Source organism: Carnobacterium divergens DSM 20623, from assembly GCF_000744255.1.
In the GTDB taxonomy this organism is placed as follows: Bacteria; Bacillota; Bacilli; order Lactobacillales; family Carnobacteriaceae; genus Carnobacterium; species Carnobacterium divergens.
In genome coordinates this window covers 1,717,236-1,734,444 of sequence record NZ_JQLO01000001.1, presented here as the reverse complement: position 1 = coordinate 1,734,444, position 17,209 = coordinate 1,717,236, and the positions used below count along the sequence as shown (strand labels likewise).

The window sequence follows — 17,209 nt, the reverse complement described above, 5'->3', positions numbered from 1 at the left end:
CTAATTTAGTAAGAAACACCTGATAATGATAGCAAAACTAGAAAAGTAAGGTGATTATATGATAGAAATGTTGAATGTCTATAAAAAATATCCAAATGGCATCACTGCTGCAAATGGTTTAACCGTTCGTATCGAACAGGGTGAATTTGTTTATGTAGTTGGTCCAAGTGGAGCGGGGAAATCAACCTTTATAAAAATGATGTATCGTGAAGAAAAAGCTTCAAAAGGCAGTATTAAAGTAGGAGACTTTGATCTTGTAACAATGAAAGATCGTGACGTACCATTCTTAAGACGTCATGTGGGCGTTGTTTTCCAAGATTTTAAATTATTACCAAGACTAACTGTCTATGAAAATATTGCATATGCAATGGAAGTTGTTGAAAAAAATCCTAAAATTATCAAAAAACGTGTACTAGAAGTTCTTGATTTAGTTGGATTAAAACATAAAGTTAGAATGTTTCCGACAGAGCTTTCTGGTGGAGAGCAGCAACGTATTGCGATTGCAAGAGCAATTGCAAATATGCCACGAGTTCTGATTGCAGATGAACCAACTGGTAACCTTGATCCAGATACGTCATGGGAAATCATGAATATCTTAGAAGAAATCAACAATCAAGGAACAACTGTGGTAATGGCAACTCATAATAGCCAAATCGTAAACGTTGTAAAACACCGTGTCCTAGCGGTTGAAAATGGGCGAATTGTCCGAGATCAATTGGAAGGGGATTATGGTTATGAAGGTTAGAACGTTTAAGAGACACGCTATTGAGAGTTTGAAAAGTTTAAAAAGAAACGGATGGATGTCAATTGCAGCAGTCAGTGCTGTAACAGTAACCTTATTATTAGTAGGTTCATTTATCTCAATTCTTTTAAATGTCAATAAATTGGCAACAGATGTTGAAAATGATGTAAGTGTTCGTGTTTACATTGATTTAGCAGCTACTAAAGAACAAAAAGATACCTTGAAAACAGATCTAAAAAAATTATCTAATGTTGATAAAATCGAGTATTCTAGTCGTGAGCAGGAATTAGATAAAGTAGTCGGAAGTTATGGATCAGAATTTAATCTGTTCGGTGGCGATGACAATCCATTATTCGATGTTTATGTCGTAAGTACTGAATCACCGAGAGATACTGAAAAAGTAGCTAAAGATGCTGAAAAATTAGACAACGTCGCTAAAGTGAATTACGGAGGCGCACAGGCTAAAAAATTATTCAACTTTGTTTCAGCCGTTCGAAATATTGGTGGAGTTATTATTATTGCATTATTATTAGTTGCAATGTTCTTAATTTCAAATACCATTCGAATTACAATTTTATCTCGTCGTACTGAGATTGAAATTATGAAATTAGTTGGTGCAACAAACGGATTTATCAGATGGCCATTCTTCCTAGAAGGAGCTTGGATTGGATTCTTCGGAGCAATCATTCCAATTGCGATCTTAAGTTTTGTTTATGTAGCAGCTTACGATTTTGTAACAAAAGTCTTACAAGGAACGTATTTTGCGCTATTAGCACCGCAGCCATTTTTATACCAAATTGGCGGATTACTATTAGCTCTCGGTGTTTTCATCGGAGCCTTCGGATCATTGCTTTCAATGAGAAGATTCTTAAAAGTATAAATTAATCAAAAAAATAAAAAATCATAAGGGTCAGATAGGAGAACAACTACGTGAATAAGAAAATAATAACTTTAGCAGTCATCGGAACAATTGGTTTAGGAACAATGGTAGCACCATTTAGTGCATCAGCATCAGTTGATGAGGATATTAACAAGGCATCATCAAAAGTAACTGAAATTTCTGGCAAGCAAGCAGATGCAAAAAAAGAATTAGCTAGCGTAACAGATTCTATTACTGAAAATGAAGCTTCAGCAAAAGAGTTAGTTGCTGAAATGCAATCAACTCAAAATGAATTAAAAACATTAAAAGCTGATATTGATACATTAAATGAAAAAATTGCTGGACGCGAAGATAAATTAAAAGAGCAAGCACGTACAATTCAAGTAAATGGTGACACACAAAACTATCTTGATTTTGTATTATCTGCTGAATCTTTAAGTGATGTTGTTGGACGTGTGGATGTTGTTTCTCAAATGGTTTCAGCTAATCAAACATTAGTAAAAGACCAAAAAGCAGATAAAGAATCAGTTGCTTCTAAACAAAAAGAAACTGAAAAAAAAGCAAATGAGCAAACAATGTTAGCCGCTAAATTAGAAGCTTCTAAAGCTAGCTTAGAACAACAAAAGCTTTCAAAAGAAGCAGTTGTTGCATCTCTTGCTTCAGAACAAGCTTCTGCAGAAAGTGAAAAAGCTACTTTCTTAACTCAAAAATCAGATGCTGAAAAAGCTGCTAAGGCAATTCAAACAGCAAGTGAAGCGAAACCAGTTGCTGCAACATCAAATGTAAGCAACAACGAAACAACAACACCGGTATCTAACGGTTCGGCACCAGTTGCTAAACCAACTGCACCTGCTGCTGGCGGACGTTGGGGAACAGTTAGTGCTGCTGCTTATGGCGTTGCAGGAACACCCTACTTATATGGTGGAACAACAACTGCTGGATTTGACTGCTCTGGTTTCACAATGTACGCATTTGCTGCTGCAGGTGTCAGCTTACCACGAGTTGCAAGTGCACAATATGCTGCAACAAGCCGTGTTTCTCAAGCAGAAGCACAACCTGGTGATTTAGTATTCTTTAACCAATCTGGATCAATCGATCATGTTGGGATTTATATTGGTAATGGTCAATTTATCGGTTCTCAAAGTTCTAGTGGTGTGGCTGTAGCTTCAATTTCACCTTATTACTGGGCTAAATACCTAGTTGGTTTCGGACGAGTAAACTAAAAATTTCTTATTATGTATTAAAATAAACCTATCCCTTATGGTTAATACCAATGAACGGCGTAAATATGCACCGTTCATTGGTATTTTTTTGTTTTAAAATAGTTTATTTCAAAATAAAAGATTATTTCGTGATTATCTGTTAAGTATTTGCTAAAATAAGAAGTAAGTGTTGGTGAAAAGGAAGGATGAGGTTTATGGGAGAGTGGATTAAAACGCTATTAATGATTGTGGGATCATTTTTTATACAGCCATTATTTATTGTAGGAGTTATCTGGTCAATTGGTATGAGTCTAAAAAGAATTCGAACAGAAAGAAAAATCTATCGAGTAGCTATCTTTAAGGAATGGTTTGAAGTGAAAGACTTTTTAGTAATGGGATTACTTCCGGGGGTAATTGCTTCTATTTTATTAACAGTCCTTGGAGTGCCTTTGACAATTGAATGGATTGTTTTTTATCAAATATCAACACTTATTCTTTTAGTGCTTTTTGGAACACGCTACATTCATCCAATCATCACATTTCCAGTAACAGCTTTACTCTTAAGTGTAACGAATAGGATACTGGAAACTAATTCATCAAGCAATCTGAATATAATGGGCTATTCTGTCGAGCAGCTGAATTTTTTCAATAACCATTTACTGGTAAATGGATTAGTAGTAATGTTCCTAGTGTTACTCGTAACTATTTTTAGTTTAAGCTTTTATAAAATGAAGCACTTATCTCCTGATTTTCTAAAAACAAGTCGTGGCAAATGGGTTGGAAGTTATTTTTTAAAACCTTTTTGGGTATTGCCATTATTAATAATCGTACCAGGTAATTTATTTACTGCAGTTTTTGATTGGTGGCCAGTCTTTGGGATTGGGAATCAGACCTATACCGTATTATTTTTACCAATTTTATTAGGCTTGCAGTTAAAAGTTCAAGCTCAAATTCCTCAACAGGCTTTAAAACTTGTTGTCAAAGATTTAATGATATTAATGGGTGTATTGGTTGTTTTAATCGGCATTAATATTGTCTGGTCAGCATTCACATGGATTAGCTATTTAATTATGTTTATAGGAGCTATCGCTGTATACTTACGTCATCGAAATAGAGAACATAATTGGTCCTTTTTATATGGAAGCAATGATGAAGGGCTAAAAGTTCTTGGAATTCGCCCAGCAACACCAGCGGCTAAAATGAAGTTGAGTGTTGGGGATACAATCGTGACTTGTAATGATGTACCAATTAAAACAGAAGATGATTTTTACCAAGCACTAAAAATAAATAGTGCATACTGTCATTTAAAGATTAAACAAATTGATGGTGAGTACCGATTAGAGCAAACAGCAATATATGAAGACTCACCACATGAAATTGGTGTAGTGACAATTCCGGAAAAATTAGTTTAATGAAAAGAAACAATTAAGTTGGAGGCTAATCCTATTATGAAAAGAGTTTTAATTGTTGATGATGAAGAGTCTATTTTAACCTTATTAGCATTTAATTTAGAAAAAGCAGGGTATGACGTTCAGACTGCAACAGATGGTTTAGAAGGTTATGAATTAGCACTAAAAAATAAATATGCTTTTATTATTTTAGATTTAATGTTGCCTTCCATGGATGGAATGGAAGTTTGTAAAAAGTTAAGACAAGAAAAAATAGAAACACCAATTATGATCTTAACAGCTAAAGATGATGAGTTAGAAAAAATTATTGGGTTAGAGCTAGGTGCTGATGATTATATGACAAAACCCTTTAGCCCACGAGAAGTTTTAGCACGTATGAAGGCCATTATGCGACGAGTGAATTCAAGAGGAAAAGCGGAAGATGAAAAGGAAAATTCGAGAGAAGAACTAGTTGAAGTTACAATTGGTGAAATTAAAATTTTTCCTGAATTATACGAAGTAATCGTACGAGACAATCCGATAGAAGTAACACCAAAAGAGTTTGAATTGCTTCTATATATGATGAAACGAGTCAATCGTATTTTAAGTCGCGAACAATTACTAGATGCAATTTGGAACTTTGATTATGCAGGAGAAACTCGAATTGTAGATGTTCATATCAGTCACTTAAGAGAAAAAATCGAGTTAGATACAAAAAATCCTGCTTATATTCGAACGGTTCGTGGTTTCGGTTATAAATTTGAGGTTCCTAAATGATGAAAAAATTACAATTTCGTATTTTAGCAATTTTTATTTTAATATTTAGTTTGCTAAGTTTATGTATTGGAATTTTCTCGAGTTCATTATTAAAAGAATATGCTCTTGAAACACAAAGCAGTCAGTTGGTTGAAAATGCTAAAACGATTCGCAGCTTAATTGACCAGAAAAATTTAGATAATCTTGATTTTGGAAAAATAAAAGAACAATTAAAGAATGTAGAAAAAAATGACAAAGAGCGAATTACATTGATAAGTATTGACGGTACCGTGGAATATGAATCTGATAATTCTAAAAAAGTAATAGAGAATCACCTAGAAAGGCCTGAAATAAAAGAGGTCCTAAAGGGCAAATCAGAGGCTATTTCAGAACGTTCAAGTACAACCTCTAAAACAACCCTCTATTATGTTGCAGTACCATTGAAGAACGCATCAGGCCAATTAGTGAGTGTCTTACGTTTGTCCAAACCAATTGCTGAAATGACACAACTAAATAAACAAATTAAGTTGTCTTTATTAATTTTTGTTATTGGTGTCATGATTTTAGGAATTGTTTTAACTTTAGTTACAACTAAAAGAATTGTAAAGCCTATTGAAGAAGTGATGAGTGTTGCAACCGATTTATCTGAAAATCGCTATCATAATCGCTACAATGGAAAAGGATACGGTGAAATTGCCGAACTAGGATCTGTTATCAACCATTTAGCGAACAGTCTTGAAGATCAAATGTTTGAGATTGCGCAAAATGACGAGCGAATAAATAGTTTAATCAATCACTTAGTCATTGGAGTTATGCTGTTAGATGACGAGCGTAAAGTTCAATTAATGAATCCTGCAATGGAAGGGATTTTAGGTGAAAAATTAACTGATTTGTTAGGTAAATCCTATGTAGAAGCTACTAAAAGCTATGGTTTAAGTCAAATTATTGAACAAGGCTACAGACAAAAAAAACCACAAAATAATGAAATTTATTTTTACTATCCAGAAGAACATATTGTAGATGCTAATATTGTGCCAATTACTGGTAAAATTAAAGGTGAATTGAATATGATTGTTTTATTATATGACATTACTGAGATTAGAAAACTGGAGAAAGTTAAAAGTGATTTTGTTACAAATGCTTCCCATGAATTAAGAACACCGGTTACTGCTTTAAAAGGATTTTCTGAAACTTTATTAGACGGTGCTATGGAAGATAAAACTGTATTAAAACAGTTTTTAGAGATTATGTACACAGAGAGCAGTCGCTTGGATCTTTTAGTTAACGATATTTTAGAGCTGTCAAAATTAGAACAAAAACAAGTCCCTTTAAAAATTGAGCGTATCAATATCCAAGAGGCGATTTTATCAAGCTTTAGATTAGTAAAAAAAGAAGCAGAACACAAAAAAATGACCTTAATTTTAACTGATACAGAAATTACCTATTTAAATGGTGATATTAGTCGTTTAAAACAGATTCTTACCAATTTAATTAGTAATGCCATTGCCTATACAGGAATAGGTGGAAAAATTGAAGTGACCGTTACTCAAACTCTAACTGAAGCGATTATTGAAGTTAAAGATAATGGAATGGGCATTCCAGAAGATGAATTGGATCGGATTTTTGAACGTTTTTACAGGGTTGATAAAGCTCGTAGTCGAAATTCAGGTGGAACAGGCTTAGGTTTATCTATTGTAAAATATTTAGTTGAAAATTTTAATGGCACTATTGAAGTAACTAGCAAACTTGGTTTAGGAACTATTTTTACTGTTCGATTGCCATTTCAAGATTGAGAAAAACCCATCAAAATAGTTATCTATTTTGATGGGTTTTTTCTTTATAAAATAACAATAGAATGAAAATATATTTTCAAATAAAATGGAACTAAAAAATTTAGACTTAAAAAAAAAGCCCTTTTCAGTTGATTTAAAGGAACTTCGATAGATTTTTAACAAGATAAATAAAATAATCAATTAAATAATATATTCATGGGGATGAATGGAATATTCAAATAGTATAAAATAACATTTTTTTAAAATAAAAAAGACTTTCTTTTTTAAGAGAGTCTTTTTAAAGGGGAGTTAAATAAATAAGTTACAATAATTGTATAAGTATTTATTTTTTTTTCGATGAATCTTTCTTGTTGTCAGTTTTACTTGAATGATCTGTTGTGTTTTTAGCGTAAAGGGGCGCCTTTTTCACAATCGATTCAATCAACCCATCAACAAAACTTTGATTTTTTTCCATGCTCATGATTCCTCCTTAAGAAAAAGATTAAAGCATCTATCAGTTGTGTAACTTAGAATAACATAAAAAAATTAAAAAAACAAAATAAAAAAGCCAATCATAAATCAATAGAAAAGCAAGATAATAATCACTTTTTATTAATAAAAATGACAAATAAGAAATCACCTTACAAATTGCCTTTACATAAAATTTACAAAAGGAGAGAATAGATTTTACAATGTTAAGGTATGATAGAGATGAATTGTCTGATTATGATAAAAAGGAGGTTTTATTTAGATGAAATTAAAAAAAACTGCCCTTCTAGTATTTCTTTCTTCCCTATTTTTAGTAGCAGCATGTGGAGGAAAAGGTGTTGACCGCGGCGAATCAATTACTGTAGTTGGTTCTTCAGCTTTACAGCCCCTCGTGGAGGCAGCAGGTGAAGAATTTGCAACTGCTCATTTAGGTAAATTTATCAATGTTCAAGGTGGCGGAAGTGGAACAGGCTTAAGTCAGGTTGCAAGTGGTGCGGTAAATATTGGAAATTCAGATGTGTTTGCTGAAGAAAAAGAAGGCATTGACGCGACTGCACTAGTAGATCACAGAGTAGCGGTTGTTGGGATTACACCAATCGTGAATAAAGGCGTAGGAGTAAAAGAATTAACTAAAAAAGAATTACAAGATATTTTTACTGGAAAAATCAAGAATTGGAAAGAAGTAGGCGGAAAAGATTTAAAAATAGTTATTTTAAATCGTGCAACAGGAAGTGGAACACGCTCTACTTTTGAAAAATGGGCCTTAGACGGGAAAGAAAGTATCCAAGCCCAAGAACAAGATTCAACAGGAATGGTTCGCCAAATTGTAGGAGATACACCAGGGGCTATCAGTTATGTGGCATTTTCATACGTCAATGATACGGTTAAGGCTCTATCAATTGATGGCGTGGAACCAACAGATAAAAATGTAACAACGAATAAATGGACGATTTGGTCTTACGAGCATATGTATACAAAAGGAGAGCCAACAGGATTAACAAAAGATTTTATTGAATTCATTTTATCACCTGATATTCAAAAAACAGTTGTAAAAAAATTAGGGTATCTACCTTCTGCTGATATGAAAGTAACAAGAACAGTTGATGGAGCCGTTAGTCCAATTGAGTAGCCGTTTCCTTACAAAGCGAAACGAAACTTTACAAAGAGATACACAAAGCTTACACAAAAAGAAATCAAAATTAATATTCAAACCTTAAGATAAAGTTGTGGACGAGAGAAAAATAAAGGACGTCTAACATTGCTTTGGAAAAGGATGGATAATGATGAAAGTTAATAACTTAGCAAAAGTTGTTTTCACAGTAGGTTTAGGTTTAACATTAGTAGCTTGTGGAGGAAATAAAACAGATTCATCAGCAAGCTCACAATCAAGCGAAAAAAATAGTGCACCAACAGAAACAATTACTGCAGTGGGTTCAACGGCTTTACAACCACTAGTAGAAGCTGCTGCAGAAGAATATTCAACAGCCAACCCAGGGAACACGATTACCGTTCAAGGTGGCGGAAGTGGAACTGGATTAAGCCAAGTATCAAACGGCTCCGTTACAATTGGAAACTCAGATGTATTTGCTGAAGAAAAAGAAGGCGTAGATGCTAAGGCTCTTGTTGATCATAAGGTTGCCGTTGTAGGCATGGGACCTGTTGTGAATAAGAATGTAGGCGTTAAATCAATCTCTAAACAACAACTGATTGATATCTTTACTGGAAAAATTACCAACTGGAACGAAGTGGGGGGGAAAGATCAAAGTATCGTTGTTTTAAATCGTGCAAGCGGAAGTGGAACACGAGCGTCTTTTGAAAAATGGGCATTAGATGGACAAAAAGCAATCCAAGCTCAAGAGCAAGATTCATCGGGTGCTGTTCGTAAAATTGTTTCTGAAACACCTGGAGCAATCAGTTACTTGGCATTCTCTTATTTTGACGACAGTCTTTTAGCGTTATCCGTTGATAATGTAGAACCAACTGAAAAAAATGTAGCAGACAACTCTTGGACAATTTGGTCTTACGAGCATATGTATACAAAAGGCAAACCATCTGAAGATGTTCAAGCATTCTTAGACTACATGCTAACAGATGAGGTTCAAAAAGGCGTTGTTAAAAAATTAGGTTACCTTCCTATCAGTTCAATGAAAGTTGAACGCAGTCATGATGGAGTAATCAAATAGACTAAGAAATTTAGTTTAATGAGAAAAGGCGGCTGAGGGTTTTAGCAGTCGCCTTTTCCATTGATTAAAAAAGTTTAAAGTCGTAATTTAAAGAGATTTCCAGTATTATTTACTTAAGTGAGAGCCTTAAGGTCAATAAAAAAGGCTGTTTGATAGCAAGACCGTTACGTTGTGAGACATTCAATAAAGGAGGGTTTCTTTTGGAAGAAATTCATGAACGACTGTTAAAAAAATCAAAGAAGTCAAAATTAGAAACAATTGGTAAAAGTATTAGCTTTATCTGTATTGCCTTTATCGTGTTAGTTGTTGCATCGATTTTATATTTTGTAGCAAGTAAGGGAATTGCTACGTTTACTACTAATAAAGTGTCCCTTTGGGCGTTTCTAACGGGAACCGTTTGGAATCCAAGTGCTAAGGGAGCAGACGGTCAACCACTTGTTGGCGCGTTACCAATGATTACAGGTTCCTTTGTTGTAACATTGCTGTCAGCAATTGTGGCAACCCCATTTGCTTTAGGAGCAGCTATTTTTATGACAGAGATTTCTCCAAAGACAGGCAAAAAGGTTTTACAGCCTGTGATTGAATTGTTGGTGGGGATTCCTTCTGTTGTTTATGGTTTTATTGGCTTAACAGTGATCGTTCCATTTGTACGAAATACATTTGGTGGGAGTGGGTTTGGTATTTTAGCAGGAACCTTTGTCTTATTCGTTATGATTTTACCAACGGTAACAAGTATGACTGTGGATGCACTAAATTCAGTTCCAACTCATTATCGAGAAGCATCATTGGCACTAGGTGCTACAAGATGGCAAACGATTTATAAAGTTGTTTTGCGTGCTGCGGTACCCGGTATTTTAACTTCAGTTGTTTTCGGGATGGCTCGCGCTTTTGGTGAAGCCTTAGCCATTCAAATGGTTGTAGGGAATGCAGCTTTAATGCCAAAAGATTTAGTATCACCGGCATCAACTTTAACAAGTATTTTAACAATGGGAATGGGAAATACGGTCATGGGATCATTAGAAAACAATGTCCTATGGTCATTAGCACTTATTTTGTTAGTGATGTCATTGATTTTCAATATTGCCATCCGTATGATTGGTAAAAAAGGAGCTGTTAAATAGATGAATGCCAAAAGAGCAGATAAACTTGCAGTTAGCATTTTATATATTATTTCTGGAATAATTGTATTGATTTTATTCAGTTTATTAGCGTTTATTTTATGGCGCGGAATTCCTCATCTTTCATGGGACTTTTTAACAAAACCAGCAAAAACATTTGAAAAAGGTGGCGGAATAGGGATTCAATTATTCAATTCCTTCTATCTTTTGATTTTAACAATGATGATCAGTATTCCTATCTCATTAGGAGCAGGAATTTATCTCTCAGAATACGCGAAGAAAAATTGGATTACTGATTTTGTTAGAACAGCAATTGAAGTATTAAGTTCACTGCCTTCAATTGTAGTCGGACTTTTTGGTTTTTTAATTTTTGTTGTACAATTGGGGTTTGGTTTTTCAATTTTATCAGGTGCCCTTGCATTAACATTATTTAATCTTCCACTATTAACTAGAACTGTAGAAGACTCTTTACGTGCGATTCCTTCTACTCAAAGAGAAGCTGGTCTAGCACTTGGTTTGTCACGCTGGGAGACTGTCACGCGCATTATTACACCTGCTGCGTTGCCTGGTATTTTAACTGGGATGATTTTAGCAGCCGGACGTGTTTTTGGTGAAGCAGCGGCGTTAATTTATACAGCGGGTCAAAGTGCACCAGCATTGGATTTTACAAATTGGAATCCACTATATATTGCAAGTCCATTAAATCCATTGCGTCCAGCAGAAACGTTAGCTGTTCATATTTGGAAAGTAAATAGTGAAGGAATCATGCCTGACGCGGCAGCCGTTTCAGCAGGAGCATCAGCTGTTTTGATTATCGCGGTGCTACTATTCAATTTCCTTGCTCGTTTCTTAGGTAAATGGATCCATAAAAAAGCAACATCCGCTTAATAGTTAACTAGAAAAGCTACGATTAAGGAGTGAATAACTTGTTAGAACAACAAAATCAGCTTGAAACCAATATTTTTAAAATGGATCGTGGTCAAGATGTCGCTTTAAAAACCAATGATCTTCATGTATGGTATGGTCAAAATGAAGCCATTAAAGGTGTTTCTTTAGAATTTGAAAAAAATAAAATTGCTTCATTAATTGGTCCAAGTGGCTGTGGGAAATCAACTTACTTACGTGCGTTGAACCGTATGAATGATGAAATTTCGGGTACTAAAGTAACGGGTGAGATCATGTATCAAGGAATTGACGTTAATGCCGATAATATTGATGTGTATGAAATGCGTAAAAATATCGGCATGGTTTTTCAACGTCCCAACCCATTTAGTAAATCAATTTATGAAAATATTACATTTGCATTAAAACGTCATGGCATGAAAGATAAAAATGAATTAGATGAAATTGTCGAAACCAGTTTAAAACAAGCAGCACTATGGGACCAAGTCAAAGATAATTTGCATAAAAGTGCATTAGCGTTATCAGGTGGCCAACAACAACGTTTGTGTATTGCTAGAGCCATTGCAATGAAACCTGATATACTGTTACTAGATGAGCCCGCAAGTGCATTAGACCCAATTTCAACAAGCAAGGTAGAAGATACGTTACTTTCTTTAAAAGAACATTACACAATTGTAATTGTGACGCATAATATGCAACAAGCTGCTCGTATCAGTGACTATACAGCCTTTTTCTACATGGGAAATGTGATTGAATACGATGAAACTAGAAAAGTCTTTACACGACCTAAGATTCAGTCGACAGAAGACTATGTATCAGGACACTTTGGATAGGAGGAATCAAAGGTGAGTGAAAAAAATTATGTAATTGAGTCACGAAATGTTCATTTATACTATGGAAAAAATGAAGCCTTAAAAGGCATTTCATTAGATTTTGAACCTAAGGGAATTACTGCTTTGATTGGTCCAAGTGGTTGCGGGAAATCAACGTATCTAAGAACTTTAAATCGAATGAATGATTTGATTCCAAACGTTACAATCAATGGAACGGTGCTGTTAAAAGGCGAAGATATCTACGGTCCTAAGATGGATACGGTTAAGTTAAGAAAGCAAGTTGGAATGGTTTTTCAACAGCCAAATCCTTTTCCATTCTCAATTTATGACAATGTTGCCTATGGGTTAAAGATTGCAGGCATGAAGGACAAAGCGAAGATGGATGCTATTGTAGAAGAGAGTTTAAAAAAAGCGGCAGTTTGGGAAGATGTTAAGGATAAGCTGAATAAAAGTGCGCTCTCATTATCTGGTGGACAGCAACAGCGTGTGTGTATTGCAAGAGTATTGGCAGTAGAACCAGAAGTCATTCTATTAGATGAACCAACAAGTGCTTTAGATCCCGTTTCAAGTGGGAAAATTGAAAATATGTTGCTAGAATTGAAAGAATATTATACCATGATAATGGTAACCCACAATATGCAACAAGCGTCACGTATTTCAGATAAGACAGCATTCTTTTTACAAGGAGATTTAATTGAATTTGGAGATACAAGACAAATCTTTACAAATCCACACGAAAAAGAAACCGATGACTATATTTCTGGACGCTTTGGTTAATTAAAAATAATGAGGAGGAATTATCCGTGAGACGAGTTTTTGAAGAGGAATTAAATGACTTACACTTGCGTTTTTCTGAGATGGGCATGATGGTAAATGAAGCCATCTATAAATCGGTTAAAGCTTTTATCAATCACGATAAAGAGTTAGCAAAAGAGGTTATTGCTAATGACCATTTCATTAATGAACGTGAATTAGATTTAGAAAAAAGAAGTTTTGAAATGATAGCTTTACAACAACCGGTTACAACAGATTTGAGAATTATTGTAACGGTAATGAAGGCAAGCTCAGATTTAGAGAGAATGGCGGATCATGCAGTAAGTATTGCAAAATCAACTATTCGAGTAAAAGGAAACAAACGCATCCCTGAAATTGAAGCAGAAATTGCAGATATGGCAGATAAAGTAAAAGTGATGGTGGAGGAAGTTTTAGAAGCTTACGTAAAAAATGATTCTAAGAAAGCCAAAAAAATCGCAAAAATGGATGGAGAAGTTGATTTATACTTCAAGCAAATTTATAAAAGCTGTATTGAAGAAATGAAAGCCAACTCAGAAATCGTTGTGGGAGCTTCAGATTATATGTTAGTTGCAGGTTACTTAGAACGTATTGGTGATTATGTTACCAATATTTGTGAGTGGATTGTTTACCTTTCTACTGGAAAAGTATCTGAATTAAATACAACAAATAAAAAATAAAATGAATGGCAAAAGTTAGCAAGTTTAACTTTTGTCATTTTTTTGTTTTGACTTGAAATAAAAATAAACATATGATAATATAAACATATGAACAATCAAACATTTGAAAAGAGGGAAATAAATGACTTTTGAAAATAAAAAATTAACGGATCAAACGATTCAACGCGTAAGTCAAATTTTCAAAGTATTGAGTGATCCTACTCGAATTTCAATTTTATACTTATTAGAAAAGCAAGAACTTAATGTAGGAGCGATTGCCCAATGTTTAGGAATGGAACAATCAGCTGTTTCACATCAACTTAGAACTCTGAGAACAGCTAATTTGGTCAAATCAAGACGTGAAGGCAAAACAATTTACTACAGTCAAGATGATGAGCACGTATTAGACCTACTAACTCAAGCAGTAAAACATACCAAACATATTCAATAGAAAGGGTGAGGAAGATGAAAAGATATCCAGTCAAAGGATTAGATTGTGCAGATTGCACATTGAGGTTAGAAACCCAGATCAATCGTTTAGAAAATGGGACAGATGCGAAATTAAACTACACAACAAGTACTTTAGTGGCTTCAGAAAACTTAGACTTAAAAGCTGTTGAAAAAATACTAGCAACTGAAAATGCTCGATTAGTAGCATCGGTTAAAAACAATCAAGAAGAAGGCAATCATGGAGATCACGAGCATAATCACGAAGATGGTAACACGAAGATGGTTATCACAAAAGTCATTATTTCAGTTATTCTCCTACTAATTGGAATTTTTGTAGAAGATAATGGGCAAACCTATTTTTCACTAGCTTTGTATTTTGTAGCAACCGTTCTAAGTGGATGGCCAACTTTCAAACAAGGAGCAAAAAATCTCACACGTTTTACCTTTAACATTGATACTTTAATGACCATTGCATTAATTGGTGCGTTTGCTATTGGTGAGTATCGAGAAGGAACCTTGGTTGCAATCCTTTTCGGTGTAAACGAATGGCTTGAAGGCTTGGGAATGATGCAAGCTCGAAAATCAATGGAGAGCCTTTTGAATGTACAACCTAAATTCGCAATGCGAGTAAAAAATGGAATTGAAGAAAAAGTTTCTATCGATCAATTAGCAATTGGAGATGTGGTAAAAGTCGTTGCTGGTGAACAAATTCCTTCTGATGGGATTGTCCTTAAAGGGACGAGTTCTGTCAATGAAAGTGCCATTACAGGAGAGTCTGTCCCGGTTGAAAAACAAATCGATGCAACGGTTTTCGGCGGAAGCATTAACAATGATGGAACGTTATTTATTACGTTAACAAAAGCGTATCAAGACTCAGCATTAGCCAAAATTTTAAATTTAGTTTATGAAGCACAGGAAACAAAAACACAAACTGAGCTATTCATTAACAAATTTGCTAAATATTACACACCATTGATTATGCTCCTAGCAGTGCTCGTAATGATTGTTCCACCTTTATTCTTAGGAGCTGAGTGGATGCCATGGTTATATGAAGGCTTGGCAGTTTTAATTATCGGTTGTCCATGTGCACTAGTCCTTTCTTCTCCAATTGCTTTAGTAGCAGGTATTACAAAATCAGCTCGCATTGGTATTTTGATTAAAGGAGGCAATCATTTAGAAACACTTGGTCGCTTAGAAACAATTGCATTTGATAAAACAGGAACTTTAACAGAAGGAAAACTGGCTGTGAGTGATGTCAAAGTATATCGTCCTGAATTTTATCAAATTAGTCGTTTAATGGAACAAGAATCGATGCATCCAATTGCTAAAGCAATTGTTGGATATACTCTGGAAAACCAAATACAACCAGAAGCTGGTTTGTTACAAGTGGAAGACTTGGTAACAGTTGCAGGTAGTGGTTTAACTGGTAAAATTAATGAGAAGCATTATTTCCTGGGAAATGAACGTCAAATACCGGAAGAGCTTTTAACAAAAGAAATCAAAAAAGACATTGAATATTTTAAAGAAAATGGACGTACCTTAGTGATTACAGCCAGTGAAACAGAAGTTTTAGGTATCTTTGGTTTAACCGACAAAATCAGAAATGAAAGTAAAGAAATCATTTCAGAGTTGCATCAATTAGGAATGAAAAAAGTTGTAATGCTCACAGGCGATCACGAAAAAATTGCAGAAAGTGTTGCAAATGAACTAGGAATCGATGAAGTTCATAGTTCATTATTACCAGAACAAAAGCTTGAATTAATTGATGAACTATCAACAAAAGGGATTACAGCAATGGTTGGAGATGGTGTGAATGATTCACCAGCCTTAGTAAAAAGCGATTTAGGAATTGCGATGGGTAAAGGAACAGATAGCGCAATTGAAGTAGCTGATGTTGTTTTGATGCAAGATCATTTAGGGCGCTTGCCAGATGCGATTCGAATTGCAAAATTAGTGAAAAAAATTATTCGAATCAACATTTCGATTGCCTTAGGGTTAAAAGTAATTGCTTTGCTATTAACCATTCCAGGCTGGTTGACACTATGGTTTGCGATTTTAGCTGATATGGGTGCAACAATATTGGTTACGTTAATTAGTTTGACTATTTTATTACCGATGAGAAAACTAGGCAAAAAATAAACAAATTCGATCACTCACTTATTTTAGTGAGTGGTCCTTTTGGTATTTTGTCGATAGACTTGCTATGATAAATAAGTGAAACTATACAGAATCAGTAAAATATGATAGGATAATAAAAATTTACCAAAAAGAAAGGATGATGTGAGAATGGGAATGCATCAATACATTAAAAGTTTAAGCGATTTAGAAAATATAATTCGGTGTCCAGGGAAGTTTAAATACGAAGATCATTCAGTTGCGTCACATTCATTTAAAGTAACCCAAATTGCTCAATTTTTAGGTACTGTAGAAGAGCAAGCAGGGCAAGAAATCAATTGGCGCTCGCTATATGAAAAAGCCTTGAATCATGATTATACCGAGTTGTTTATCGGAGATATTAAGACTCCAGTCAAATATGCAACGCCTGCGTTAAGAGAAATGCTAGCTGACGTAGAAGATTCAATGATGGAGAATTTTGTGAAAAAGGAAATTCCTGAAGAGTTTCAAACTGTCTATTTAGAACGCTTAAAAGAAGGAAAAGACTCCTCATTAGAAGGGCAAATTTTATCTGTTGCAGATAAAGTGGATTTATTATATGAATCATTTGGCGAGATTCAGAAAGGAAATCCAGAAAGTGTATTTACAGAGATTTATGAAGAGTCATTGAAAACAATTTTGGAATTTGACCATTTAGCCAGTGTAAACTATTTCTTAGAAGAAGTACTCCCAGATTTGTTGAGTGGCAATTTTACGAATCAAGAGCAGCTCCAAAAAATATCAAAAAGAATTTTAAATAAAACAAAATTATGAACAAACGTTCCCTAAATGAATTGTTTTGTGATATGATAGAAGTAACTAAAATAGGAAGTCTAAAGCTTCCTATTTTTTATGAACAAATTTTTCCAAAAAAACTTAAATAAAAAA

The 17,209-nt window shown here is 34.4% G+C and carries 17 protein-coding genes; 16 read left to right on the top strand and 1 reads right to left on the bottom strand.

Features of this window, described 5'->3' with window-relative positions:
• The first annotated feature begins 58 nt into the window (after nt 1-58).
• The 6 genes from ftsE (at nt 59) to pnpS (ending at nt 6,761) form a co-directional block, all read left to right on the top strand.
• Nucleotides 59-745 carry a cell division ATP-binding protein FtsE gene (ftsE, locus tag BR52_RS08420; RefSeq protein WP_034571436.1) on the top strand — a complete coding sequence of 229 codons (687 nt, stop codon included), beginning with the start codon at nt 59-61 and terminating at the stop codon, nt 743-745.
• Entirely contained in the window at nt 735-1,622 is an 888-nt protein-coding gene (gene ftsX / locus BR52_RS08415) for a permease-like cell division protein FtsX (protein ID WP_034571434.1), read from the top strand. The genes ftsE and ftsX overlap by 11 nt, the downstream gene beginning before the upstream one ends.
• 50 nt (nt 1,623-1,672) lie before the next feature.
• Complete coding sequence (locus tag BR52_RS08410) at nt 1,673-2,845, top strand: C40 family peptidase (protein ID WP_034571431.1); 1,173 nt, start codon at nt 1,673-1,675, stop codon at nt 2,843-2,845.
• A gap of 194 nt (nt 2,846-3,039) precedes the next feature.
• A complete protein-coding gene (locus BR52_RS08405; RefSeq protein WP_051915675.1) occupies nt 3,040-4,236 on the top strand; it encodes a PDZ domain-containing protein in 1,197 nt (398 codons plus the stop codon).
• A gap of 36 nt (nt 4,237-4,272) precedes the next feature.
• Complete coding sequence (locus BR52_RS08400; protein ID WP_034571429.1) at nt 4,273-4,989, top strand: response regulator transcription factor; 717 nt, start codon at nt 4,273-4,275, stop codon at nt 4,987-4,989.
• Complete coding sequence (gene pnpS / locus BR52_RS08395; protein WP_236707162.1) at nt 4,986-6,761, top strand: two-component system histidine kinase PnpS; 1,776 nt, start codon at nt 4,986-4,988, stop codon at nt 6,759-6,761. The genes BR52_RS08400 and pnpS overlap by 4 nt, the downstream gene beginning before the upstream one ends.
• Before the next feature lie 322 nt (nt 6,762-7,083).
• Here pnpS and BR52_RS13140 read toward each other — a convergent pair whose 3' ends face one another.
• The gene (locus BR52_RS13140; RefSeq protein ID WP_255309860.1) at nt 7,084-7,215 is read right to left on the bottom strand and encodes a hypothetical protein; all 132 of its coding nucleotides are present in this window, start codon (nt 7,213-7,215) and stop codon (nt 7,084-7,086) included.
• A 276-nt stretch (nt 7,216-7,491) separates the two neighbouring features.
• Between BR52_RS13140 and BR52_RS08390 the strand changes: the two genes are divergently transcribed.
• The 10 genes from BR52_RS08390 (at nt 7,492) to BR52_RS08345 (ending at nt 17,095) form a co-directional block, all read left to right on the top strand.
• Nucleotides 7,492-8,358, top strand: a complete 867-nt coding sequence (locus tag BR52_RS08390) for a phosphate ABC transporter substrate-binding protein PstS family protein (RefSeq protein WP_034571427.1) — start codon at nt 7,492-7,494, stop codon at nt 8,356-8,358.
• Between the two features lie 154 nt (nt 8,359-8,512).
• Nucleotides 8,513-9,412 carry a phosphate ABC transporter substrate-binding protein PstS family protein gene (locus tag BR52_RS08385; protein ID WP_034571425.1) on the top strand — a complete coding sequence of 300 codons (900 nt, stop codon included), beginning with the start codon at nt 8,513-8,515 and terminating at the stop codon, nt 9,410-9,412.
• A gap of 200 nt (nt 9,413-9,612) precedes the next feature.
• The gene (gene pstC, locus BR52_RS08380) at nt 9,613-10,533 is read left to right on the top strand and encodes a phosphate ABC transporter permease subunit PstC (RefSeq protein ID WP_034571423.1); all 921 of its coding nucleotides are present in this window, start codon (nt 9,613-9,615) and stop codon (nt 10,531-10,533) included.
• Nucleotides 10,534-11,418: a phosphate ABC transporter permease PstA gene (pstA, locus tag BR52_RS08375; RefSeq protein WP_034571421.1), complete on the top strand. Its 885-nt coding sequence runs from the start codon at nt 10,534-10,536 to the stop codon at nt 11,416-11,418. It abuts the gene before it with no gap.
• A gap of 80 nt (nt 11,419-11,498) precedes the next feature.
• Nucleotides 11,499-12,266, top strand: a complete 768-nt coding sequence (gene pstB, locus BR52_RS08370; protein WP_051915747.1) for a phosphate ABC transporter ATP-binding protein PstB — start codon at nt 11,499-11,501, stop codon at nt 12,264-12,266.
• Nucleotides 12,267-12,278: 12 nt separating this feature from the next.
• Entirely contained in the window at nt 12,279-13,043 is a 765-nt protein-coding gene (gene pstB / locus BR52_RS08365; protein ID WP_034571417.1) for a phosphate ABC transporter ATP-binding protein PstB, read from the top strand.
• 26 nt (nt 13,044-13,069) lie between these two features.
• Nucleotides 13,070-13,738 (top strand): phosphate signaling complex protein PhoU, encoded by a 669-nt coding sequence (gene phoU / locus BR52_RS08360; RefSeq protein ID WP_034571415.1) that lies wholly within the window; start codon nt 13,070-13,072, stop codon nt 13,736-13,738.
• 121 nt (nt 13,739-13,859) lie between these two features.
• The gene (locus tag BR52_RS08355) at nt 13,860-14,168 is read left to right on the top strand and encodes an ArsR/SmtB family transcription factor (protein ID WP_034571412.1); all 309 of its coding nucleotides are present in this window, start codon (nt 13,860-13,862) and stop codon (nt 14,166-14,168) included.
• Nucleotides 14,169-14,182: 14 nt separating this feature from the next.
• Nucleotides 14,183-16,306 carry a heavy metal translocating P-type ATPase gene (locus BR52_RS08350; RefSeq protein WP_034571409.1) on the top strand — a complete coding sequence of 708 codons (2,124 nt, stop codon included), beginning with the start codon at nt 14,183-14,185 and terminating at the stop codon, nt 16,304-16,306.
• A 147-nt stretch (nt 16,307-16,453) separates the two neighbouring features.
• Complete coding sequence (locus tag BR52_RS08345) at nt 16,454-17,095, top strand: HD domain-containing protein (protein WP_034571406.1); 642 nt, start codon at nt 16,454-16,456, stop codon at nt 17,093-17,095.
• Nucleotides 17,096-17,209: the final 114 nt, after the last annotated feature.